General features: G+C 64.0%; 17 protein-coding genes and 1 pseudogene. 9 read left to right on the plus strand and 9 right to left on the minus strand.

The features are described from left to right. Positions 1-119 precede the first annotated feature (119 nt). Together GGC47_RS14085 and GGC47_RS14090 are read left to right on the plus strand one after the other, a co-directional pair. A complete protein-coding gene (locus GGC47_RS14085) occupies positions 120-338 on the plus strand; it encodes a hypothetical protein (protein WP_142020973.1) in 219 nt (72 codons plus the stop codon). A gap of 87 nt (positions 339-425) precedes the next feature. Continuing rightward, the gene (locus tag GGC47_RS14090) at positions 426-857 is read left to right on the plus strand and encodes a hypothetical protein (RefSeq protein ID WP_142020972.1); all 432 of its coding nucleotides are present in this window, start codon (positions 426-428) and stop codon (positions 855-857) included. Between the two features lie 188 nt (positions 858-1,045). On the opposite strand, the gene GGC47_RS14095 is transcribed toward GGC47_RS14090, so the two are convergent. After that, on the minus strand, positions 1,046-1,855 hold the full coding sequence (locus GGC47_RS14095) for a helix-turn-helix transcriptional regulator (protein WP_191125150.1): 810 nt from the start codon (positions 1,853-1,855) through the stop codon (positions 1,046-1,048). A 496-nt stretch (positions 1,856-2,351) separates the two neighbouring features. Here GGC47_RS14095 and GGC47_RS14100 point away from each other — a divergent pair, with 496 nt between their 5' ends. The 4 genes from GGC47_RS14100 to GGC47_RS14115 all read left to right on the plus strand — a co-directional run bounded on the left by GGC47_RS14100 (position 2,352) and on the right by GGC47_RS14115 (position 11,975). Next, a complete protein-coding gene (locus GGC47_RS14100; RefSeq protein WP_185747839.1) occupies positions 2,352-7,178 on the plus strand; it encodes an autotransporter domain-containing protein in 4,827 nt (1,608 codons plus the stop codon). Between the two features lie 533 nt (positions 7,179-7,711). Further along, positions 7,712-8,917: an HlyD family secretion protein gene (locus GGC47_RS14105; RefSeq protein ID WP_142020969.1), complete on the plus strand. Its 1,206-nt coding sequence runs from the start codon at positions 7,712-7,714 to the stop codon at positions 8,915-8,917. Next, complete coding sequence (locus GGC47_RS14110; RefSeq protein ID WP_142020968.1) at positions 8,917-10,887, plus strand: glycosyltransferase; 1,971 nt, start codon at positions 8,917-8,919, stop codon at positions 10,885-10,887. The genes GGC47_RS14105 and GGC47_RS14110 overlap by 1 nt, the downstream gene beginning before the upstream one ends. A gap of 11 nt (positions 10,888-10,898) precedes the next feature. Then, positions 10,899-11,975 (plus strand): cache domain-containing protein, encoded by a 1,077-nt coding sequence (locus GGC47_RS14115; protein WP_142020967.1) that lies wholly within the window; start codon positions 10,899-10,901, stop codon positions 11,973-11,975. Between the two features lie 535 nt (positions 11,976-12,510). On the opposite strand, the pseudogene GGC47_RS14120 reads toward GGC47_RS14115, so the two are convergent. From GGC47_RS14120 to GGC47_RS14130, 3 genes and pseudogenes are all read right to left on the minus strand, one after another. Beyond that, positions 12,511-12,660, minus strand: a pseudogene (locus GGC47_RS14120) (glycosyltransferase family 1 protein); the annotation flags it as partial. A 269-nt stretch (positions 12,661-12,929) separates the two neighbouring features. Beyond that, a complete protein-coding gene (locus tag GGC47_RS14125; RefSeq protein ID WP_142020966.1) occupies positions 12,930-13,322 on the minus strand; it encodes a DoxX family protein in 393 nt (130 codons plus the stop codon). 99 nt (positions 13,323-13,421) lie between these two features. Beyond that, entirely contained in the window at positions 13,422-14,213 is a 792-nt protein-coding gene (locus tag GGC47_RS14130; RefSeq protein ID WP_429068531.1) for a family 1 encapsulin nanocompartment shell protein, read from the minus strand. Here GGC47_RS14130 and GGC47_RS14135 point away from each other — a divergent pair. Together GGC47_RS14135 and GGC47_RS14140 are read left to right on the plus strand one after the other, a co-directional pair. Further along, positions 14,201-14,548: a hypothetical protein gene (locus GGC47_RS14135; protein WP_185747854.1), complete on the plus strand. Its 348-nt coding sequence runs from the start codon at positions 14,201-14,203 to the stop codon at positions 14,546-14,548. The two genes, GGC47_RS14130 and GGC47_RS14135, sit on opposite strands and share 13 nt — an antisense overlap. Positions 14,549-14,840: 292 nt before the next feature. After that, a protein-coding gene (locus GGC47_RS14140; RefSeq protein WP_142020964.1) for an IS3 family transposase occupies positions 14,841-15,943 on the plus strand; the annotation gives its coding sequence in 2 pieces (ribosomal slippage) (positions 14,841-15,102 and positions 15,102-15,943; 1,104 coding nt in all). Positions 15,944-16,171: 228 nt separating this feature from the next. Here GGC47_RS14140 and GGC47_RS14145 read toward each other — a convergent pair. From GGC47_RS14145 to GGC47_RS14165, 5 genes are all read right to left on the minus strand, one after another. Then, complete coding sequence (locus GGC47_RS14145) at positions 16,172-18,130, minus strand: FAD-binding monooxygenase (protein WP_142020963.1); 1,959 nt, start codon at positions 18,128-18,130, stop codon at positions 16,172-16,174. Positions 18,131-18,176: 46 nt separating this feature from the next. Beyond that, complete coding sequence (locus GGC47_RS14150; RefSeq protein WP_370954294.1) at positions 18,177-18,875, minus strand: class II aldolase/adducin family protein; 699 nt, start codon at positions 18,873-18,875, stop codon at positions 18,177-18,179. Positions 18,876-18,999: 124 nt separating this feature from the next. Then, on the minus strand, positions 19,000-19,206 hold the full coding sequence (locus GGC47_RS14155; RefSeq protein ID WP_142020961.1) for a hypothetical protein: 207 nt from the start codon (positions 19,204-19,206) through the stop codon (positions 19,000-19,002). A gap of 201 nt (positions 19,207-19,407) precedes the next feature. Then, positions 19,408-20,604, minus strand: a complete 1,197-nt coding sequence (locus tag GGC47_RS14160) for a Gfo/Idh/MocA family oxidoreductase (protein ID WP_142020960.1) — start codon at positions 20,602-20,604, stop codon at positions 19,408-19,410. Between the two features lie 9 nt (positions 20,605-20,613). Beyond that, complete coding sequence (locus GGC47_RS14165) at positions 20,614-21,573, minus strand: PDR/VanB family oxidoreductase (RefSeq protein WP_142020959.1); 960 nt, start codon at positions 21,571-21,573, stop codon at positions 20,614-20,616. A gap of 114 nt (positions 21,574-21,687) precedes the next feature. Here GGC47_RS14165 and GGC47_RS14170 point away from each other — a divergent pair, with 114 nt between their 5' ends. Beyond that, on the plus strand, positions 21,688-23,022 hold the full coding sequence (locus tag GGC47_RS14170) for a Rieske 2Fe-2S domain-containing protein (RefSeq protein ID WP_142020958.1): 1,335 nt from the start codon (positions 21,688-21,690) through the stop codon (positions 23,020-23,022). Positions 23,023-23,121: the final 99 nt, after the last annotated feature.

Genomic DNA, 23,121 nt, shown 5'->3' on the forward strand with positions numbered 1-23,121 from the left:
CCACCGTCATCACGCAAAGCTCCCAGCAAGCCAGCACTCAGCACGAGTGACATCTCTAACGGGGAGACCGGTGACCTTTCTAACGGGGGCCTACATCTATGATTCGCATAAGACATATTATGGAACTCAGAAGCGGTTTGGAGTGTGTTGCATTCTGCACGCAAACCGCCGTTTTCTGCGCAACGGCGCTTGCGGGTAACGAGCGATTTGGCGTGTTGCAGAAGCAGCCCGTTTCGCGGGAATATCGTGCGCGACGCAAGCCGAGGCCGAATGCGCAGCTGGTCAGGATTGCGCAGCATTCGGCCTTGGCGGTTCAAAAAGCACTGATCGCAAAATGATGTGCAAAAACCCAGACTGGCCGATTGCGCAACTGACGTCGGTCTCACAGATTCAACAGCAATGGCAAAGGCATTGGGATTACCGATATGCCTGCTGCGACCCTGAGATCGGCGATCATCCCACCAAGTCTTAGAGGCACCGTCGGCGTGCGACGCTCTGGTGTCCCGAGATTCTGGGCGTTGATTTGGCTCGATATCCTCAAAGGGTCGCTCGCGCGTTCGACGCGAAGATCTTATCTGTCAGCAATCGACCGACTGTATGATGCTGCGCATCGTCGTCATGGAACGGATTGTCTCGACCGATTGCTCGCCGACGCCGATTGGGACGCGATCGAGGACGTCTTGGCAGGCTTCTTGGTACGTCTCAGAAACGAGGCAGCGCATGCGGCGCAAGATCGATCAGCAGCTTGGGCTTCTGCCGTAACCTTCGTACGGGACATCGAGCGATTTAACAGCGCCTCCGCTGGGGCTCGAATGACGGATGTCGAGGAGGTCGAAGACGACGAGCTTCATCACTGACTCGTGCATGTCAGGCTAAAATGTCTGCTTCCGGCGCTCTGCGAAGGCCGGCAGCCGGATAACCGGAACTGGCCCATTGCTGACGCCCACATCGTCCGCTTTCGGGCAGTCGAATTACGGCAACGGGCGGAGAGCTTTAGTTTTAGCCGCCGTCCCGAGTATTTGCCTTCCGACGGCGTGCCTTCTTGCTATCTTACCCGGCCACTCCAGGCTTCCAGACCAAGCTTCCAGAGGGGCGGCAGCTTCGCGAATGGGGACACGGTATGGGCGATGGCTGCCATCGCACGGCGGTTGTCCGAGTCGACCTTGCCGTAGATCGCCTTGATGTGGGCTTTGACCGCGTTGATGCCCGTACCGAGAATGATCGCGATCTCCTCGTTCGACTTGCCCGACGCGATCAAGGCCGCGACCTCAAGCTGCCGGGGAGTCAGTTCGGGGAAGGCGAGCCGCAGCCGCTCGCCTGGCGTGAGTTTGGCGAGCGTGCGTTCCTGCGCCTGCCGATAGCTGCGCAGCACATGCGCGCGGAAGGCTTCCAGCCTGTCCCGCTCCTCGTCCCCAAAGGGCGGTCGACCCAGGACGCGGTGGCCGGCGATGGTTACCACGTAGTGCTCATGCGCCAGGACGACCGCCATGATGTGGCGCGCACCGGACGGCAGGAACACCTCTCGGGCGATGGGTAGCGCCAGGAACTCCTCCTCCGAGAAGAAATCCGATTCACGCAGAGCCCGCTCGCCGAAGAAGCCAGGATCATATTGCCAGAACGGATGCGAATGCATGTGGCGGGCGAAGGCCTGCATGGCCTGGCTGCGACGCTCGGGATCGTCCTCCACGGAGATCATCGAACGGAAGTCCCGGCTTGGTTGGTGGAACTCCGAAAAGCTCACCACCTCGGCGTCGATCAGGCGGCCGACACTGGCGAAGACAAGACCGGGCAGGCTGAGCAGGTCCGGCTGGGCTTCATAGAGAGCAATGATCTCGTTTCTAAGGTCGCCGTCCATGGTTCCTCGGCTCGTCGCGCCCAGTTCTCCAGGCGAGCGCGTCTGGCGATCATGCTCTAACGGCGATCGGTGGGGTATGCGTTAAAGTGAAAGCCTGCATCTTCTGCGTCGCATGACGCGGGGCCATACCCGTTCGGGTAGTGGGCGAGCCGCGATTCACCTGAGATATTAGCAACACACTCGGCGGTCGCGAGCGGCGGCGCGACGAGGAAACCGCTGCAGGTCCACCTGCAGGTTGTGTGGCCGTCCAGGGGGATTTCGTGAGATCTGCGCTTGTCGCCGAGACACCGTCTGCCGTTCTCGCCTCGTCTCGGAAAGGGGAAGCTGCTGGAGCAGCGGCATTGCGGCTTGGTGCGAGTCGGCGCGGTGGGCGGACCGCGCTGTTGCTCGGCAGCATGGCGCTCGCCGTCAGGAAAGCGATGTGAAGCATGTCCGCCGCACTGGTTCTATCATGCCCCCTGCCCCGCTAGGCAGACGGCTATCCAAAAAGATTTCCTTGGCGAGCACAGGCGTCCTGCTGCTCGTCCCGGCGGAGCGTGGGTGGGCTGACGATATCAGTCTGAGGGGGAACGTCATCGATGGCGCAACGCCGGCCATCACCCAAGTCATCACGGATATGGGCGTTTTCCTCAATACGAGCACCGTGACGATTTTCGGCAACTTGACCTTTGGCTGGTCCAATCCCGGCGATCTCGTCATTCAGAACGGCGGCACGCTATCCAACGTCGAAGGCGTAATCGGCTACGGGGTAGGAAGCGTTGGCTCTGTCACGGTGTCCGGTCCGGGCTCCACCTGGACGAATAGCGGTAACCTCTATGTCGGCGGCAGCGAGACCAGTAATGGTACGCTCACCATTCAGAACGGCGGCAAGGCGTCCAACCTCAATGGTGGGGTCGGCTACGGCGTAGGAAGCGTTGGCTCTGTCACGGTGTCCGGCCCGGGCTCGACCTGGACGAATGCCGGTGTCCTGTATGTCGGCGCTGGCGGCGTCGGCACACTCACCATTCAAGGTGGCGGCAAGGTCTCCAGCGGTTACAGCATGATCGGCTACGTTCTGGTGAACTCTACCGTCGCCTCTGGCGCCGTCACGGTATCGGGTTCGGGTTCGACCTGGACGAACAACGAACTCCGGGTCGGCGTCAACGGCCCCGGTGCACTGACCATCGACAGCGGGGGCACTGTCGTTACCACCAACTTAGTGCTGGGCGATTCGACGGCAAGGGCCTCGGGCACGCTGAACCTCGGCGCGGGCGGCGTGCTTGAAACCGGCAGCGTTCAGAAAAGCGACGGAACCGGCATCTTCAATCTCCAAGGTGGGGTGCTTCGGGCCACGCGGGACAACAGCAACTTTATCGCAAACTTCGGGCCGACCGATGTGCGTCTTTCGGGAAGCAGCACGATCGACACGCAGGCGTACAATATCGGCCTCGCCCCCGCATTGTCCGGCACGGATGGCCTGGTCAAGCAGGGCACGGGCACGCTGACGCTTTCGGCGGTCAATACTTACACCGGCGGCACCCTGATCAATGCCGGCACCCTGGCGCTGGGGCCGGGCGGTAGCCTTGCCGCGACCAGCGGTGTCAACCTGTTCGGCGCGGGCGCGGTTTTCGACATCAGCGGATCGGGTGCAAACCAGACGATCGGGGCTTTGACAGGCGCTGCGGGCACCAGCGTCGCGCTCGGCGCCAACACGCTGACCCTCGGCGATAACGGGCCTGCTACCTTCGGTGGCTCGATCGGCGGCACCGGTGGCGTCGTCAAGCAGGGCGCGGGCACGCAGACGCTGACCGGTGCGAACATCTATGTCGGGGGGACGACGATCAATACCGGCACGCTGGCGCTCGGCGCGGGCGGCAGCCTGTCTGCAATCTCCGCTGTCTCGCTTGCCGGGGCCGGTGCCACTTTCGACATCAGCCTCGCAGGCGGTGACCGGACTATCGGTTCCTTGTCCGGTGTCGCCGGCAGCACCATCGCGCTCGGCTTCAACAGATTGACCTTTGGCGACGTGACGAACCAGATTTTCGCTGGTTCGATCGATGGTGACGGTGGCATCAACAAGCAGTACTCCGGCAGGCAGACACTGACCGGTACCAGCACCTATGGTGGCACGACGCTGGTCTCGGCCGGTGAGCTGCGTGTCGACGGTGCGCTGAACGGGCCGGGAGCGCTGACCGTGGCGGCCGGTGCGACGCTGTCTGGCACAGGCAGCATTGCCGGTGCCGTGACCGTCAACGGTACCCTGTCGGCGGGGCATAGCCCCGGCACACTGACGGTTGGCTCGCTTGCGCTGAACGGCGGCTCGACCTCGGTCTTCGAGCTGAATTCGCCGGGCGTGGTCGGCGGCAGCGATCCCATCGCCGGCAACGACCTCGTCGAGGTCACCGGCAATCTCACGCTCGGCGGCACCCTCGATGCCCGCGCGGCTGCCGCCGGCTATTATCGGTTGTTCGATTATGGCGGCACGCTCGCGGGCAGCTTCGCCAGCCAAGGCGTGACCTCGACCCGGAGCGGTTTCACCATCGCCAGCGCGCAGGTCGAGACGGCGACGGCAGGACAGGTCAACCTCGCCGTGTTCGGCACCGGCCAGACCCTGCAGTTCTGGGACGGCACGAACACAATCGGCAACGGCACCGTCAATGGCGGGGCCGGCACCTGGGCTCCCTTCGGCACCAACTGGACCAATAGCGCCGGCAGCTCCAATGCCGGCTGGGGCGGCTCGGTCGGCGTCTTCGCCGGCGCGGCCGGCGGCGCGGTCAGCGTTGCCGGCACGGCGAGTTTCGACACCCTGCAATTCTCGGCCAATGGCTACGCGCTGAGCGGCGGGACGCTTTCAATCCTGCCCGCGGGCGGCACGTCCGGTACATTCAACGTCGATAACGGCGTCATAGCCAACATCGCCTCGACGATTGCCGATGGCAGCGGCACGGCCATCGCCAAGGCCGGCAACGGCCGGCTCGTGCTCTCTGGCAGCAACAGCTACAGCGGCGGCACGGCGGTCGAAGGCGGCGTGCTGCAGATTTCTGCCAATGCCAATCTCGGGGCGGCCTCCGGTGGCTTGAGCCTTAACGGCGGCACGCTCGCGACCACGGCCAGCTTCGCCTCGTTTCGTCCCGTGGCGCTCGACGGCCCCGGCGGCTTCGACGTGGCGGCAGGCACGCAGTTCGAACTCGGCGGCACCGTCTCCGGGGCGGGCAGCCTGACCAAGCTCGGTGCTGGCACGCAGATCCTGACCGGGGCGAACACCTATACGGGTGGCACGACGATCAGCGGCGGCGTCTTGCAGATCGGCAATGGCGGCACGAGCGGTTCGATCATCGGCAACGTCGTCAACAATCGCACGCTCGCCTTCAACCGTTCGGACGATATCACTTTCGCCGGCACCATCTCGGGCGGCGGCGACGTGCAGAAGCTGGGGGCCGGCTCGCTCACCCTGACCGGGACCAACAGCTATGGCGGCACACTGATCCAGGCCGGCACGCTGATCGGCTCGGCGATGAGCTTCGGCCTCGGTCCGATCCACAACAACGCCGCGCTGGTCTTCGACCAGCCAGGCGACGCAACCTTCGCCCAGGCGATCAACGGCACCGGCACCCTCACCAAGCGCGGGGCAGGCAATCTCAATCTGACCGGCGACGGCAATCTGATCGGCGCGACGACGGTTGAGGACGGCAAGCTCTCGGTGAATGCCTCGTTCGAGAACTCGGCCGTCACCGTGCTCTCGGGCGCAGCGCTCGGCGGCAGCGGCACGGTCGGCTCCACCACGATCCAATCGGGGGCGACCATTGCCCCGGGCAACTCGATCGGCACCCTCAACGTCAATGGCAACCTGACGCTGGCGCCGGGCTCGACCTACGAGGCCGAGATCGCCGGCAACGGCACCTCCGACCGCATCGCCGTGACCGGAAGCGCCATCGTCACGGGCAGCCAGGTCGGCGTGACCGCGCTTGATCCGCAGACCAGCTACGTCAACGGCGAGCGCTACACGATCCTCACCGCGACAGGCGGTGTCACCGGTAGCGCCCCCGGTGCGGTCTCGCGCTCGGCCTTCCTCGACCTCTCCGTCGACCAGCAGCCGGACCAGATCGACCTCATCATCGCGGTCAAGGGGACGCCTCCGGTCACTCCTCCCGGCTCTGGCCCAACGCCGACACCCCCGCCAGCGATTTTCGAGACCGTGGCGCAGACGCGCAACCAATTTGCCACCGCTGGCGCTCTCGACACGCTGCTGCAGGTCGGCGGCACGCTGGCGCTCTACAACAGCCTGCTGATGCTCGACGCGCCAGGTGCGCGCGCCGCCTTCGACTCGCTCTCCGGCGAGGTTCACGCCTCGGCGAAGACGGCGCTGATCGACGAGAGCTGGCTCCTGCGCAACGCCGTCAACGACCGACTGCGTTCGGCCTTCGGCGCGGTCGGCGCGCAACCCATGACGACGTTGAACTACGGCTTCACTGCCGATCTCGCCCCAAGCGTGAAAGGTCCGATGCCCGAGCTCAGGTCCGACCGCTTCGCGGTCTGGGGCCAGGGCTACGGCTCCTGGGGCACAACGGACAGCGACCGCAACGCTGCCAAGTTGACGCGCTCGACCGGCGGCTTCCTCATCGGTGCCGATGCTGCGGTGTTCGACACCCTGCGCGTCGGCGTCATTGCCGGCTACAGCCGCTCCGAGTTCGATGTGAAGGGCCGGCGCTCCTCGGGCGAGAGCGACAACTACCATCTCGGCCTCTATGGTGGCGGGCAATGGGGCGCGCTCAACCTGCGCACTGGCGCGAGCTACACCTGGCACGACGTCGAGATCAGCCGCACTGTCGCCTTCGCCGGTTTCGGCAATAGCCTCAAGGCCGACTACAATGCCGGCACCGCCCAGGTTTTTGGGGAGCTCGGCTACCGGGTCGATCTCGGCCGGGTGGCGTTCGAGCCCTTTGCCGGCCTGGCCTATGTCAACCTGCATACCGATGGCTTCCGCGAGACCAGCGGCGCCGCGGCGCTCTCAAGCCGTGGCGGCGACACCAATGTAGGATATTCCACGCTTGGACTGCGTGCCGCGACCAGCTTCGATCTGCGGGGCGTGGGCCTGACCCTGCGCGGCGGATTAGCCTGGCGCCACGCCTTCGGAGACGTCACCCCGACCGCAACGCTGGCCTTTGCCGGCAGTACACCGTTCTCGGTCGCTGGTGTCCCGATCGCGAAGGACGCCGCCCTGCTCGAGGCGGGGCTCGACCTGGCCATCGGCCAGAGCGCCTCGCTCGGCCTCTCCTATACCGGGCAGCTCGCCCAGGACGCGCAGGACCACGCCTTCAAGGGCGTCCTCGCCGTCAGATTCTGAGGTTACCCTGGCTCCGCAGCGAACCCGCTGAAGGTCCGACATGGGACGTTTGAGGTCATGCCGTTTCAGCGTTCTAGAGGTCCGCTTACAGGCGATGAGCAAAGTTCCGCTGTCGGCGCATCGCAGTTGCTGGTCTGCGCTAGCCTCCACCCTTCGGCGAAGAATTTCCCTGGGCAGTGAGATAGGCGCAGAACATATCGGCCAGGCCGTCGGCGTAAGCTTGGATTTCCATGGCGGTCCTCGGTGTTTGGCCTGTTTTTGGTCCTCTCCGATCGCTCGACAGCGAAAGCTGTGGAAACCCAGCCCGGCGGATAACGCCTTGTTTCCAGGCGGCCGGTGCGTCCGAGGCCGCTTCTGACGCAAGCTACCAATGTGCGCATTCGAAGTGCATTGATGGTTTCGTAAGTCCTCGATTTTTGCGGCGCCAGAAGCTTGGACATCCATCCGCAGCTGGGGACTCTTGTCTGGTAACGATTTGGTAAGACTCGGTCCGCGCCAATGCCCGTCCGCGACACGCGTTCGGGATAGGGATCATGAAGATCTTTCGGATCGCCGTCGGCCTGCTGCTGCTCGTTGGTGGCCTCTACGTCTTGATCGGCGAGCATTTCGCTGGAACCTCGGCCGACGCGACGGTGAATGCCCGCATCAACGTGATCCGCGCCCCGATCGAGGGACAGGTCAATCTTGCCGTCCGGAGCATCGGCGCGCGCGTGAATGCGGGTGAACTCGTCGCCGACATCACGGATGAGCGCTTCGACACCGCACGCCTTATCGATCTAGAGCGCGACCGCGACAACCAGCAGATCGAGCTGAAGCGGGTGGCCACGCAAAAGGAAGCGATCAGCAATGCTCGCGCTGGCTTTGCCGCACAGCTCGATAATTACCAGAAAGGGCGCGTCAGCCAGATCGAGGCGCGGATCGCCGAGGCGAAGGCCAATCAGGATGCCGCGGCGGCCCGCCTGCGCGAAGCCGATGGCACCCTCAAGCGCGCCAACGACCTGAGCGATCGGGGCGTACAGACCGCAGCCAATCTCGAACGCGCCCGCGCCGCACAGGACGTGGCGCAGCAAGAGCTTGAGAGTGCCCGCCAGCGTGGCAGCTATTTGAACACCGAACTGGCTGCCGCCCGCACCGGCGTTTTCATCGGCGACTCCTACAACGACGCGCCCTTCTCCTCGCAGCGTGTCAGGGAACTCGACCTGCGGCTGGCCGAACTTGCTTCCGAACAAGAGCAGATCGAGGCCCGGATCGCGGGGTTCGAGAAACAAATCCGTGCCGAGCGTCTGAGGCTCAACAAGCTGACTTCAGCCGTGCTGACGGCCCGCGTCGCCGGCATGGCTTGGGACTTTCTAGTCGACGATGGCGAATATGCTCGCCGGGGTCAGGATCTGGTCAAGCTCGTCGACTGCCGCAGCCTCGTCGTCACCGCCAGCGTGACCGAAAGTCTCTATGATGACCTGTCCATTGGTACGCCGGTCCAATTCCGGCTGTTCGGCGACGATCGCATCTTTGAGGGCACGGTGACGCGTCTCGGCGGTTCTGGCGCCTCGGGGCTGTATACCAATCTTGCGGTGGGACCGAGCGCCGAGCATCTCGAACGGTTCGACGTCACCGTCAGCGTGCCCGAACTTTCGAACCAGTCTGACCTCTCCTGCGCCATCGGCCGCACCGGCCGCGTCATCTTTTCGAACGGCCCCATCGCCACCCTGCGGCGCTTCCTGACCCGTTACGGTATCTGATGCTGACGCTCCCTGCATGGCTGTCTGCCCTTGCCGGAGCGGCGGTGGTGGTCGGCCTGCGGTTGCTCGTTCTTCCGCTTCTCAATCCCAAAATGTGGCAGTGGCGGGCTCTTCTGCTCGGTGCAACCATGTTCCTGGCTTGGCGTTACATAATTTGGCGCTTCACCGACACGGTCGCGCCGCTGGGCTGGACGGCCGATGCATTCTTCAGCTGGGGCTTCGCGATCCTCGAAGCACTTACCGTCCTGTCCTCGACCATCGCCTTCATCATCCTGTCGCGGGTCAAGGAGCGCAGCCTCGAGGCCGACCGTCATCGCGATTGGTGGAAGCCTGGCCCACCGCCACAGGTCGATATCTTCATAGCGACCTACAACGAGCAGCTTGAGGTGCTGGAGCGCACCATCGTTGGCGCCAAGGCGCTCGGCTATCCCGCCCTTCGGATCTTTATCCTCGACGACGGCCGGCGGGACTGGCTGCGCGCGGTTTGCGAGCATCACGGCGTCGAATATCTGATCCGTCCCGACAACGCCCATGCCAAGGCCGGTAACATCAACCATGCCTTGCAGTTGCGTGCCGGAGATCCGGACGCGCCTGATTTCATTGCCGTGCTCGACGCTGATTTCGTGCCGCATATCGACTTCGTCGAGCGCGTGCTTGCGCTGTTCCATGCGCCTGATGTCGGCCTGGTCCAGACGCCGCAGCACTTCTTCAACCCGGACCCGATCCAGCACAATCTTGGGATTAGCTCGGCCTATCCCGACGAGCAGCGCCATTTCTTCGATAATGTCGAGCCATCGCGCGATGCGTGGGGCATCGCGGTCTGTTGCGGAACCTCGTCGATGGTGCGCGTCCGTGCCGTAGAAATCATCGGGGGCTTTCCGACGGAGAGCGTCACCGAAGATTTCCTGCTGACCCTGCGCCTATCGGAGAACGGCTGGCGCACCGTCTACCTCAACGAGCCCCTAACCGAAGGCCTGGCTCCCGAGGGTTTGCAGGAGTACATCGTCCAGCGTGGTCGTTGGTGCCTGGGCATGATGCAGATCGTGCGCAATGTCTACAGCCCCTTCGGCGAAAACCGGCTGAGTTTCCTACAACGCCTCAGCATCTTCGATTCTCTGCTCTACTGGAGCACCACCTTCCCGTTCAGGTTGGCGAGCCTGATTTGCCCGCTGCTCTATTGGTGGGGCGGCGTCGCCGTCGTGAACGCTTCGGTCACAGATATTCTCGTCTACTATCTGCCCTATTATCTGGCGGTGATGATCGTGTTGAACTGGCTGTCGAAAGGCCTGTTCATCGCTATCCTGAACGACGTGGCCCAATTGGTCGCCGCCTGGCCGATCACGCGGGCGGTCGCGCTCGGACTGCTGACGCCCGGGCCGCATAAATTCTCGGTGACTGCCAAGGGCGGCGATCGCACGAAGGTCGTTGTGCAATGGCCGCTGATGATGCCGTTCCTGCTGCTCTTCGCGCTCACCGTCGGCGGCATGGTCGTGCCGCTGACCTCGGACTTTATTTTCAATCACGCCGCCACCGCAGGCGACGGCATGGCTGTCGTCATGTTCTGGACGGTCTACAACCTCTTCGTCCTGCTGGTCGCGATCGCCGCCTGCATCGAGCGGCCGCGGCCCAACCGCCCGCAGCGCCAGATCGTCGAGCCCGTAACCCTGCTAATGGCAGGGCGCGAACAACGCGGCTGGCTGGTCAATCTTGGCGTCGGTGGCGCGCGCATCAGCGGGCTGAACGATTTGGAGCCGGGCATGACGGGGCGGCTGCGCCTGCCAATTATCGGGGACATTGAGGCGCGCATCATCGCTCCGACACAAGACGGCTATCGGGTCGGTTTTGCGCCCACGGCCGACCAGCGGGACCGCATCATCGCGCGGCTTCATACGGCCAGCGCTGCGCCTGGAACCAATCAGGGCAACATCGCGCTCATGATCCGCGAGCTGGCCCGCACGTTGACACGTTGACGGAGGAACGGATGAGCAGCCGTCTCAGCCTGCGCACCATCGCATTCGTCGGAGGCAGCATTCTGATGCTGGTTCCAGCGCTCATCGCCGGTTCCACATATACCGGCGCCTTGCAGAAGCGCGCCGAGCAGATGCTGGTCGATCGCTTGAAGGGGCGTGGCGAATTAAGTGCCAATCTCCTCGCCAAGAGCCTGCATCAACTATGGGGCGAGGTCGACGCGCTCGCCAAAACCCTGGATCCATCGGCGCTGCCGGAGGCACGCACCGCCATCAACCTGGTCGCGCGGCTCGACAATCGCTATTCGTGGATTGGCGTCGCCGATGTCGAGGGAACCGTGCTCGCGGCCGCCAACGGCCTCTTGGAACGGGAAAGCGTGGCGCAACGTCCCTGGTTTCGCCGCGGCTTGAGCGGGCCGACCGCGATCGACGTCCATGAAGCGCAATTGCTGGCGAAGCTGCTCCCGGCACGGACAGAGCCCTATCGCTTTATCGATCTATCCGCTCCCATTCAGAAGGCCGGCCAATCGCCGAGTGGCGTCGTCGGGGCGCATCTCAATTGGAGCTGGATTATCGACAGTCTCCAAGGCTTTCAGGCTCCTGGCATCGACGTCCTGCTGCTGTCCCGTGATCGCACCGTCCTGATCGGGCCGCCGGAACTAACCGATAAGCCCCTAATGATCGGTTCGGCCCAGGCTGCGAACCGCACGACGTCGAGTGTGCTCGACGAACGCTGGCCGGATGGCAAGGATTACGTAACCGTCGTCGTCCCGGCGATTGGTTATGCCGATCTGCCGAGCTTCGGATGGTCCCTCCTGATCCGTCAGAACATCGACGCTGCTCTCGCTCCGACGCGCGAGCTGGTCCGCAATTTCTGGATGACACTCGGTGGAGGGGCGCTGGTTGCTCTCGCCTTGCTTTGGCTCGCAGCAAACTGGCTGGCAACCCCGATGACGCGCTTGGTGTCTGCGGCCGAGGGCATGCTGGGTGACGGCGAACAGAAGCCACCTCATCCCGAAACGCGCTACGCCGAGGCCGAGCGTCTCTCCACCGCACTGGTCCGGCTACAAACGCGGCTGCACCGGCACTGAAAAATCAACTCGAAGGCAGACCCCTCGCGGCGTTCAAGCATGCTCTGCGCCTTGAAGGTCCGCTTTTGGGACTGGGTCGAATGTCCGGTTGTGGCGCATAGCTCCTCTCAGGTCATTGTCGCAACCCATCACTACCGTCTGATCGATATCGCTCGCTGCGCCTGTTCTGGCGGCATGGTGCATGAATTCCGGGAGTGAAGAACGGCTCTGCCCGTCGCTTGGGGGCCTCATCCTGTCGAGGGCCCAGTCATCTTGGCTGACCTCACCGCGGGTTGCGCTATCTACGCGGCAGCGCAGGGACAGCCCGTCCTATCTTTACCATTCTCTCTTTTTTACACGCATAGATTGCGTAAATGGAATAGCCTCTCGATCCGAGATGGTCTCTTCCCTGCCCCATCCGGCACTGGGGCCACGCGATGACAAGGATAACGATGTCCAGCCGCCGCGCATTTGCGTCAAACCCATTCCACCTGGTTCCAACGAGCGAGGCCTGATGTCGCTGATCGAACCGGATGCGCGCGCCGAGATCCGTCCGCGCCAGCTTGTCACGATAGAAGCGGCTCGGCGTGATCAGGCGGTCGAGCGTGCCGCGATAGAGCCCGAGGCTGCGATGGACCAGCGTCTCCATCAGGACGAGCCCGCTGACGGCAACGGAATCCTTGACGCAGCGATGGAGGAGGACGTTGGGAGTCGATGAAAGCCTAAACGGCGCGCCCGGCTGGACGACGAAATCGACTGGCGGGTTGATGATGCGCTGGATCGATTCACCGTTCCAGTTGCAGCCGAAGGTGTGGAGGCTCCCGTGCACGCCACCATCCTGAAAACGGAGAGGCCCAGGTTGAATTGGCGCTCAGCCCGGGTCTGTACGCCCTGCTAGACGCAAAGCGACGACCTATCTCTTTGTTTCGGCGTCAGATCTCTTCGAAACATCGATTTGATTTTCGGCCCTATGTTCTAAGGCAAGTAAGCGAACAGGCCGGTAGGAGCGCCTCCAAAAAGAGCCATCGAACCTGCGCCAACAACGGTCAAGGCAAAGAAGCCGCCCGCCATCGTCAGGTTCTTCAGAACCTCGGTGATATTGTTCCTGTGGGCGTCATAGCCCGTGACGAGACACCAGAGACCCAACAATGTGCTTGCGGTGCGCACCGGGTACCCAAGAACGACAGCGAGCCCCCCAACAAGTTCGCAGAAGCCGATCAGATACGCGAAGAACACGGCATCGGGTAAACCAAGCGCTTGCAAGCCTGGAACAAGCTTGGCCTCCCCGCCCCGCAGCTTCAGGATTCCCCAAACGACGAACGGCATGCCCAGAAACAACCGTGCGAGAACAAGACCTGCATCGGACATATTGATTTCCTCCCGTATTGCCGCCCTTCCCGTAAGAGAAGGCCATGATCGGCAAGGTCAGCACCGAGGCGCTGGCGACCCGACGCTCCGTCCCGCCGTTCACGGACTGCGCGGCATCAGCGCGACGGCGGCCTCCGAGGTGAGCATGCGGAAGGTGAAGCTCTCCTGGAGATAAAGCTCGACCGTGGTCGCGGAGTGGCTGAGATAACCGATCGAGAGGTCCTGGCCGATATCGAGTGCGAAATCGCCGCCGCGGGTGGTGAGCAGGAAACCGCCCTCGATCGCCGGCGCCCAGATCACCCCGCCATCGACGATGCGCTCGAGATGGTGGAAGATCGGGTAGCCCTCCTCGTTGCCGCCGCTCGCCGCCCGATAGGCCTCGCCGCCCAGCACCAGCGCATAGGGACCGTTGCAGCCGGCGAGCTTGAGGTCGCTCAGCGCCCTGGCGACCGCCTCCGGATAGTCGTCGAGATCAGCCGGCAGCGGTACCGCGGCATTGCTGCTGCCGGCGCGGATGCCGCCGATCCCGGCCGCGGCATAGCCTTCAAAGACGGCACGGTCCTCGGCGAAGGCGATCGTCCTGGCCGCATCCTTCAGCGGCTGCCAGTCGGAATCCTCCGAGCCGCGCTCGACATCGTCGATCGCCTGTCGCGTCAGCGTGAAGGGAACGCGCAGTTCGACCAGCGGCTGCGCCTCGCGCAGCAGGGAGCGGATGCCCTCGCCCGGCGCCTCGATCGGGCGCGTATGCCCGGTCCCGACGGCGGCGTAAGCCGTCCCCTTCGGCCCGTCCACGTCGACGACGCGCCGCGCCGCCAGATAGCGCTTCAGCGTGCGCGAGGCCTCGTCCCCGATCCCACGCCAACCAGCAGCGGCGCGAGATGCGCGGCAAATCGCCTCCCAAAGGTGCGGAGCCCAGCAGCGGACATGCCGGGTCGAGCCTGAAGGCAACAACGCTGTCGGCTGCCCTGAAACGACTGAATGCCGAGATTCAGCGTCGCGCCGAGATGGCGAAGAACCATAGCCTGATCGAGAACGCCCAGCGCGCGCTCGAACTCAAGATGCACGCGCAGCAGAACAACATCCCGTTCAACACCCGGCACGCCAATCGGGGCATGCACGACATTCCGGACAAGGAGGTGAATTCGCTGATCCGCCCGGCGGAACGGGGACGCCTTCGCAAGGCATCCCATGTCGCCCAGGCGAAACGCGATTCCTCAGGTCACTGAAAACCTCGACAGCGCAGCGCGGATCGGAGCCTCGATTTTCCCGGTCGCCCGGCAGGTGCGGATAGGCCGCACACGGCGCGCCCGCATCCGACCTCATCACCTCCGCCATAGGATCCCCCTGTTATTTGGTCAGGGTGTGCATCTGCTACGCTTGCGGCATTCAGCCTGAGTGAGGTCGCCCTTAGCGTGAATCTGGCGGACGTGAAGGCCATGATCTGAGCCCTTAAAACTGGATCGCTTTGGGTTAGAGTTTTCCGTGTCGTTTCCCATGGGCTGGGAGGAGCGGAAGACGATGAAGGATTCGAAGTTCTCGGACGCCCAGAAGGCGTTCATCCTGAAGCAGGGCGCGGACGGGATTCCGGTGGCGGAGATCTGCCGGCGAGCCGGGATCAGCCAGGCGACCTATTTCAACTGGAAGAAGAAGTATGAGGGGCTGCTGCCGGCCGAGATGCGCCGGCTGAAGCAGCTTGAGGACGAGAACCTGAAGCTGCGCAAGCTGGTCGCCGATCTCGCGCTGGACCGCGAGATGCTGCAGGACGTCATTCGCCGAAAGCTCTGAGGCCTGGTCGCAAGCGCGAGCTCGTCGGCGTGATGTGTGGCGAATGGCAGGTATCGATCCGACGGGCCTGTGCGGTCCTGGAGTTCGACACGTCCAGCTATCACTACAAGTCGTGCCGGCCCGATCAGGCCCCCTTGGCAGCCCGGATCAAGGCGATCTGCGAGACGCGCATTCGCTATGGCTATCGCCGTGTCGACGTGCTCCTGCGGCGCGAGGGCTGGCAGGTCAATCAGAAGCGGATTCGAAGGATCTACAATGAGTTAGGCTTGCAACTTCGGAACAAGACGCCCAAGCGTCGGGTCAAGGCGAAGCTGCGCGAGGATCGCGCGCCGGCGACGCGGCCGAACGATGTCTGGGCGATGGATTTTGTCCATGACCAGTTGGCGACGGGCCGTAAGGTCCGGGTTCTGACCCTGGTCGACACCTTCTCGCGCTTCTCGCCGGCGGTCGATCCGCGCTTCAGCTACCGGGCCGAGGACGTCGTCGCCACGCTGGAAAGGGTCTGCGCCAAACTGGGCTATCCGAAGACGATCCGGGTCGATCAGGGCTCCGAGTTCGTCAGCCGCGATCTTGACCTGTGGGCCTATGCCAAGGGCGTCACGCTCGACTTCTCGCGGCCAGGCAAGCCGACGGACAATGCCTTCATCGAGGCGTTCAACGGACGCTTCCGCAGCGAGTGCCTGAACACCCATTGGTTCCTGACCCTTGCGGATGCGGGCGAAAAGATGGAGGCTTGGCCCAGATACTACAACGAGGATCGGCCGCACGGGGCCATCGGCAACAAGCCACCGATCCTGCTGCAAAATCCCGGCGGAGCACCCAGCCCGCCGCCGTGATTGAAGGCCGGAAACTCTACCGTCCGACGCTCCAGCAAATGGTCTCGGATCAGGCCGGGTGCTCATGTAGCGCACCGTCGAGGCGCATCGTCCGTCTCCGTGAGTGACAGACTCTACTCAAATCTGGAGAAAGATCAGGGTCTCAGGTCACTGTCGCAGCGCAACTGGTGGCATTCGCGATCTTTGCGCTCCGGCGCCGCGGCTGGCGCAGAACCATGCCCGCTTGACTCAGTTCACCTGCTCGACATCCGAAATGACGCCTTCGAAATAAGCCGCCAGCGCCGCGTAAGCATCCAGCGGCAGCACATGGGCGATGTATTGGTCTGGTCGCACGATCACAAGGCAGCCGCGCTCGCGGTCGATGCCGCGCATGTCGAAGATGTCCTGGCAGGAGTGGAGATCGGGACAGAATATCTTCTCGTAGTCGCGCAGACCTAAGCGCCCTTTCCGGGGCAGAAGTAGCTCCGGCATCGCCTCCAGCTTGAGATCGCGATGCCCCTGTTGGACGATCGCACGCAAATCTATGACGGCGTCGACATCGTCCCCGGCCCGCCGGGATCGCCGGACCGGCGACGAGGGCGAATTCGCCAGGAAGTCACAGAGCGCACGCAACCGCGAAGACCGCGTCGCCGGATCGCTCCGATCTGCGAAAGCGTAGAGCCGCCATCGGCCATCGGCCAGCGCGACATGACCGAGTTGGACCGGCTTGGCATCGGCCAGACGCACCACCGGCGCGGAATGGAAGCGGGTGCCGATCGACAGCCCCCGGGCCAGATCGGCATACGTCGGCTCGCCTGTAAGCAATGACGGAGCGTAGCGGGTTGCCGTCCCGGCCGTATAGCGCCCGTGTCTGACGAAATAGGCCTGGACCTCCTTCGGGTCGACACCTTCGCTGTCCGATGCCGATGACTTCAAGGGCGCGCTGAGCATCTTCGCCCATTCACGATCGAAATCGATCAGCTCCCGCGCGATCGCCCGTCGTTCGGACGAATAGCTGTGCAGCAGTTCCGGCCCGGATCGCCTCTGAAGGACGGCCGCGAGTTTCCAGCCCAGGTTGAAGCTGTCCTGCATCGAGACGTTCATGCCCTGCCCCGCCTTCGGGCTGTGGGTATGGCAGGCATCGCCGGCGATGAAGACGCAAGGCGGGCGGCCTTCCACCTCTTCGGCCGGCACATCATCGAACTTGTCGCAAAGGCGCTGCCCGATCTCATAGACGGACCACCAGACAACCTCATGAACCTCGAACGCGTAGGGATGTAGGATACGTTGCGCCGCGGCGATCAGGTGCTCGACGCCGAAATTGCGGTTCGCGACCCGCTCATTTTCGCTGAGCTTGTCGAGCTCGACATAGATCCGGATCAGATAGCCGCCTTCGCGCGGGATGATCAGGATCGAACCCTCGCCGGCCGACTGGATCAACGTCTTCAACCGCACATCCGGGAAATCGGTCACGGCCAGCACGTCCATGACACCCCAGGCCTGATTGGCGGAATCGCCGTGCAAGGCGCGCCCGATCGCTTTGCGCACGGCGCTACGGGCGCCATCGCAGCCGACGACGTAGCGCGCCCGGACGGTCTCGATCTCGCCCTCCTGCCCAGGATCGAGACGCTCCAGTTGCACCGTCACACGATGCGGCGACGCGCCCGACTCGGCCGCGCTGCCTATATCGATCTGCAGATCAACCAGACGCCGCGAATAGCTCGGCTCCAGCCGTGTCGGCGCCTTGCGCATGACGTCCAGGAAGAAGTCATGCACCCGCGCCTGGTTCAGGATCACATGGGGAAATTCGGAGAGTCCGTCCTCGACGTCTTGGATCCGGCCATGGCGGATGATGTTCTCCGGCCGCTCCGCGTCGGGCTTCCAGAACGAAACCTCGTTGACCCAGTAGCTTTCCTTGAGAACCCGCTCGGAAAAGCCGAAGGCATGGAACATCTCGATCGTCCGGCATGCAATGCCGTCGGCCTGTCCGAGTTCCAGGGGCCCGCTCTTCTGGTCGACGATCCGGGTCTTGATATCGGGGAAAGCAGCAAGTTGCGCCGCCAGCGTCAGGCCGGCCGGCCCGCAGCCGACGATGAGGACATCGACCTCCGCCGGCATGGTTTCGAAGGTCGGGGGGGGCTCGTTGCCCTCAGGGCGTTCGGAAACGTTCGGATCGCCGGCCCGAAAGCCATTCAGATGAAACTGCATGGAGGCCACCCTCGGCGCTTGGGACGATTGATGCCAGCGAGACCGTTCAGCTTCGCCGGGCGCGCGCCTGTTCCAGCCACATCTCCCAGGGGCGATGAACCTGCGCTTCGATATTCGCAACGCAGGAGCGGCTTTCGCCCTCGGTGAGATAGGTTACCTCGCCGAGCTGCATCGCCTGCAACTGGTAGCGTGCATTAAGTTCGGCATAGACCGCGCGATAGACCGCCTGCTTGATCGAGCCGCCCACTACCGTCGAGCCATGACCCCGCATAAGCACGATGTCGTGGCCGTCGAAATGTTCGGCCAGGGAGCCGCCGAGGTGGCTGTTGCTGATCAGGAGGTCGGTTGCGTCGCCACCGGCTTCGCGGATCTCGAAAACCGGCGCGCCCTGCCCGATGAAGCCGGCCATGTGGAACATCGCCCTTAGCCGCACCCCCTTCACGACGCTGAGCGGCACGATCGAATGTGAGTGGCTATGGACCACGGCCATCACATCGGGACGCCTGCGAAAGATCTCGGCGTGGATGAAGCGCTCGAGATAAACCCTGCGGCCGGCTGCGTTCACGGCCTGGCCGTCGAGCGAAAATTCAACGATGTCCTCGGCCGTGACTCCGCTCGGCGCCATGTTGCGGGCCAGCAGGAAACGGTCTGGGCGCTTGTCGTGGCGCACGCTGATATGGCCGAAAGCGTCGACGACGCCCTGGTCGAAGAGGATGTGATTGGCAGCGACGAGCTCCTCGATCATCTCCTGCGATGGGGAGACGGAGGCGTCGGCCGTATCGGCGACGTCGACCGCGATTGGATGATGATGTTCGCCATGATCTGACGCGCACATAGTTCGGTTCCTCCCAAAATCGCCGGTCGAGAGCCTAGCGTCGGTTGGCCGGCTCTTCCGGAGCCGGATTGTTCGCGGTGGAGGCTAGGATCGCGATGGTGTCCTGCTCCGCCGCAGCGGCGCTCTTATAGCGGGGCGCCGTGGTGACCAGCGGGCGCTCGGCATCGGCCGGATAATAGATCTCGATCGCGAAACGACCCGTGGCGTGGTCCTCGACAGGCTCGATGCGGATGAGCGGCATGGCGGATTCCCTGGCGGCGCGGCTGCTGTGCGTAGGCTGAACTAGACCGTGCGCCGCCTGGCCGGTCCAAGACAAAAAGACTTCTCCTGCCAAGCTTTTTCATGCCAGGCGGGACGATGTTACTGGCGGCCGGGCCCAACTGGATCCGCCCGGGCCGAGCCGACCGGTCGGCAAACTCGTCTCCAGCTTTGCGATATCGGCTCAAGCCGCTGCGACCTGGTGGCGAAGGATGACCTCCCGTCCCCTACGCGCGGATTCGAGGATCGCGAGGCAGACTTCAAGTGTCGCCATGCCCCAGGCGCCAGAATGCAGAGGCGGAATGCCGCCCTTCGCCGCGGCATGGAGCTCGTCAACCACCTCGGCGCGCGGCACGGTTGGCGCCGGCACCGGCTCGAGCCAACGTTTGTCATCGGCATAGACCATCACGCCCTCAGCGAGGGGGCGCAGATCGGCCTGCTCGCAGCAGACCGTGATCGGCCCGAAGTGATTATGCGCGGCTGTCACGGGCGCCGCGACGGGGCTCTTCGCCACGCCATAGGTGCGGGTGTTCTTGAGCGCGGTTTCCTCCTCCGGCGTCGAGACCTGCGCCAACCCGCGCCGCGCGCTGCCATAGCTCTCAGGGTCGCGCCGCTGGCCCATCTCGCCGATCCAGCCGAGTTGCTCGTCGCTGTCGTAGCGGCCATAGCCGCTATAGGTCAGCATCGCGCTGGCCCCGTCCTTGAAGACGAGGAACGCCTGGTAAGCTCCCTCGGTCGGGCGTGCCGGATCGAACCGTCCGGTGGTGGCCCGCACGGTCGCAACCTGCCCGCCCCCGAGCAGCCGGGCGATATCGACCTGATGGGCACCCTGGCTGAACACGACGCCGCCCCCTTGCGCGGTGTCGAGCTCTTCCGGACGGCGCGGCCGGTAAAGGAAATCGGTGTGGTTGGACGCCGTAATCATGCGCGCGCGGCCGAAACAGCCCGAACGAATCAGCTCCGCCGCCTTCAGATAAGGCGCGTCGAAGGAATGGCTGTGCCCGACCAGGAGATGCACGCCGCCGGCCTGCGCCGCCTCGATCATCGCCCGGCAACCGGCGAGGGTCAGGGCCATTGGCTTCTCGACGAGGACATGCTTGCTACGGGCCGCCGCGAGCCGGACATGGGCCACATGGAATTGGTGCGGCGAGGCGATGTAGAGCGCCTCGACCGCCTCGTCGTCGCAAAGCTGCTCGACGCTGTCATAGCTGCGTGCCGGGGCATCAGGCCGCGAGAAATCGCTCTCGAACTGCCGGCGCGCCTCCGCGCGCGGATCGGCGGCGGCGACCAGCCGCACGAGCGGATGATGCGCCAGCGTCGGCAGCATCAGCATGAAGGCGCGGCCCAGGCCGACGACGCCGAGACGGAGCGGTTCGTTCATGGCAAGCCCCTAGAGATCGAGCATGAGTTCGGCGGATTTCGCTCGTGACACGCAGATCATGATGTTGCGGGCGCGCTCGTGCTCCGCCAGCGCCAGATCGCGATGCTCGGGCTCGCCCGAGACGAGCCGCGTCCTGCAAGTGCCGCAGGTTCCGCTCTCGCAGGAGGACGGCAGCACCTTGCCGGCCTCGCGCAGGACTTCGAGGATCGACTTGTCGACCGGGACCTCGAAGCGCTCGCCGCTTTTCGCCAGCGCGACCGTGAAGGGGGTGCTGTCTTCCGGCCGGGCCTTAGCCGCACCGAAATCCTCGAAATGCACCGCCGACGACGACCAATGCCCGGTCATGTCGCGCACCGCCTCCATCAGGCCGCGCGGCCCGCAGCAATAGAGATGGGCGCCCTTCGGCTCCTCCAGCACCGGCCAGAGGTCATAGGCCTTCTCCGGATCGCCGCCGTCATGGTGGATCACCACCTTGCCGCGGAATTCCGGGCTCAGGAACTCGTCGCGGAAGGCCATCATCTCGGGTGAGCGCGTGAAATAGTAGAGCTTGAACGGCTTCGCCCGCGTCGCGATCAAATGCTTGATCATCGCGCGGATCGGCGTGATGCCGATGCCGCCGGCGATGAAGATATAGCTCGAGGGACCGGGCTTCAGCGCGAAGTCGTTCTTCGGGAACGTGATCTCGATCTCGTCCCCGGCCTGGGTCTCGTCGATCAGGCTGATCGACCCGCCCCGGCCGCCGAGCTCCTTCTTGACGGCGATGACATAGTGGTCGGTCTCGTCGGGGTCGTTGCAGAGCGAATATTTCCGCATCTCGCCATTTGGGACCCGAACGCCGAGATGCGCACCGGGCGTGAATGGCGCCAGCGCAACGCCGTTTACCGGGCACAGCTCGAACAGGCAGATGTCCTGCGCGACCATCCGCTTGTCAGCGATCGTGACCCGTATGGTCGCTGTTTCCTCGGTCATGTGCGCCTCCGCCCGCCTCTCTCGACAAGGGCTTGAAACCGGAATAATCTAAGACTTAGATATCTAAGTAATTGACGATTGGCTAGCCCCGACCCGCGACTGGAGAGATCGTCCATGCTGACCCGTGAGGAAAATGAACTGCTCTGCCGCGTCGAGGGCGAAGCCCCTATGGGCGCTCTCATGCGGCGCCACTGGGTGCCGGCGCTGCTCTCCGAGCAGCTCGTCGAGAGCGACGGCGCGCCGGTTCGCGTCCGGCTCTTCGGCGAGGACCTTGTCGCCTTCCGCGATACGGACGGGCGCATCGGCGTGCTCGGCGAGTTCTGCCCGCACCGCAAGGCCTCGCTCTTCTTCGGGCGCAACGAGGAATGCGGACTGCGCTGCCTCTACCATGGCTGGAAGTTCGACGTGGACGGCAAGGTGCTGGAGATGGTCTCCGAGCCGGCCGAGAGCGGCTTTGCCGAGAAGGTCCAGCACAAGGCCTATCCGACGCAGGAGGCTGGCGGCTTCATCTGGGTCTATATGGGGCCGAAGGAGCTGATGCCAGAGTTCGAGGCGCCGCCCTGGGCGCCGACACCGGAAGCCAAGGTCTCGATCGTGAAGATCGACCTACCCTGCAACTGGGCGCAGATCATGGAGGGGCAGATCGATTCCGCCCATTCCTCCAGCCTGCATTCATCGGATATGAAGCCCGCCCGCGTGACGACGGCCGGTGCCAACGCGACGCACTGGACGCGGCCCTCGACCGATAAGAACCCGCGCATCCAGGTCCAGCTCACGAATTACGGCTTCCGCTACGCCGCGATCCGCCGGCCGATCGTCAATGCGCAGACGCATGACTATATCCGGCTGACGGTGTTCGTCGCGCCCTTCGCAGCTCTGATCCCGCCGAACGCCTCCTACAATGTCGCGACTGTGATCGTGCCCAAGGACGACGTCTCCAGCTATTTCCACTTCATCGCTTGGGGCAATGACGACTGCATCGACCAGGAAAGCTGGCGCAAGTTCTGCGTCGCGCAGGTCGGCATCGATCTCGACAAGACCTACAAGCCGATGCTGCGTAACAAGGCGAACAACTACCTGCAGGACCGCAAGGCAATGAAGCTCGGCGACTTCACCGGCGTGCCGGGCATCCCGAACCAGGACATCATGATGTGGGAGTCGATGGGGCCGATCGCCGATCGCACCAGCGAGCGCCTTGGCGCCAGCGACATCGCCATCGTCCAGTTCCGCCGCGTGATGATCGATGCCGCCCGCAAGCACATCGCCGGCGGCGAGCCGCTCGGCCTGATCGAGCCGCATATCCCGCAGGCCAAGCTGCGCTCCTATCAGGGCATCGTTCCCAAGAGCGAGGATTGGCGCAAGCTCGGTGCGTCGAGCGAGGAGGTCGCCGCGCTCGACGGCATGGAGCAGGACGAGACCGAAGCCGAGATGGCGGCGGCGCGGGGCTAGAGAATTCGTAGTCTTCGCAACTGCGAAGAAGCTTTTCGGCATCGCCGCCAAAGCGGGAAAGTCTTTGAACACCGGCCAGGGCTGCGCGAGTGTTCGCGG

The sequence above is a fragment of the Allobosea sp. OAE752 genome, from assembly GCF_050433265.1.
Taxonomy (GTDB): Bacteria; Pseudomonadota; Alphaproteobacteria; order Rhizobiales; family Beijerinckiaceae; genus Allobosea; species Allobosea spartocytisi.

Excerpts from the sequence above, each read along its gene's own strand:
- GGC47_RS14170 (WP_142020958.1), top strand. The coding sequence starts at position 21,688 with ATGCTGACCCGTGAGGAAAATGAACTGCTCTGCCGCGTCGAGGGCGAA.
- GGC47_RS14155 (WP_142020961.1), bottom strand. The coding sequence starts at position 19,206 with ATGCCGCTCATCCGCATCGAGCCTGTCGAGGACCACGCCACGGGTCGT.
- GGC47_RS14145 (WP_142020963.1), bottom strand. The coding sequence starts at position 18,130 with ATGCAGTTTCATCTGAATGGCTTTCGGGCCGGCGATCCGAACGTTTCC.
- GGC47_RS14160 (WP_142020960.1), bottom strand. The coding sequence starts at position 20,604 with ATGAACGAACCGCTCCGTCTCGGCGTCGTCGGCCTGGGCCGCGCCTTC.
- GGC47_RS14115 (WP_142020967.1), top strand. The coding sequence starts at position 10,899 with ATGAGCAGCCGTCTCAGCCTGCGCACCATCGCATTCGTCGGAGGCAGC.
- GGC47_RS14125 (WP_142020966.1), bottom strand. The coding sequence starts at position 13,322 with ATGTCCGATGCAGGTCTTGTTCTCGCACGGTTGTTTCTGGGCATGCCG.
- GGC47_RS14165 (WP_142020959.1), bottom strand. The coding sequence starts at position 21,573 with ATGACCGAGGAAACAGCGACCATACGGGTCACGATCGCTGACAAGCGG.
- GGC47_RS14095 (WP_191125150.1), bottom strand. The coding sequence starts at position 1,855 with ATGGACGGCGACCTTAGAAACGAGATCATTGCTCTCTATGAAGCCCAG.
- GGC47_RS14105 (WP_142020969.1), top strand. The coding sequence starts at position 7,712 with ATGAAGATCTTTCGGATCGCCGTCGGCCTGCTGCTGCTCGTTGGTGGC.
- GGC47_RS14150 (WP_370954294.1), bottom strand. The coding sequence starts at position 18,875 with ATGATCGAGGAGCTCGTCGCTGCCAATCACATCCTCTTCGACCAGGGC.
- GGC47_RS14110 (WP_142020968.1), top strand. The coding sequence starts at position 8,917 with ATGCTGACGCTCCCTGCATGGCTGTCTGCCCTTGCCGGAGCGGCGGTG.
- GGC47_RS14090 (WP_142020972.1), top strand. The coding sequence starts at position 426 with ATGCCTGCTGCGACCCTGAGATCGGCGATCATCCCACCAAGTCTTAGA.
- GGC47_RS14135 (WP_185747854.1), top strand. The coding sequence starts at position 14,201 with ATGCGCGGCAAATCGCCTCCCAAAGGTGCGGAGCCCAGCAGCGGACAT.
- GGC47_RS14085 (WP_142020973.1), top strand. The coding sequence starts at position 120 with ATGGAACTCAGAAGCGGTTTGGAGTGTGTTGCATTCTGCACGCAAACC.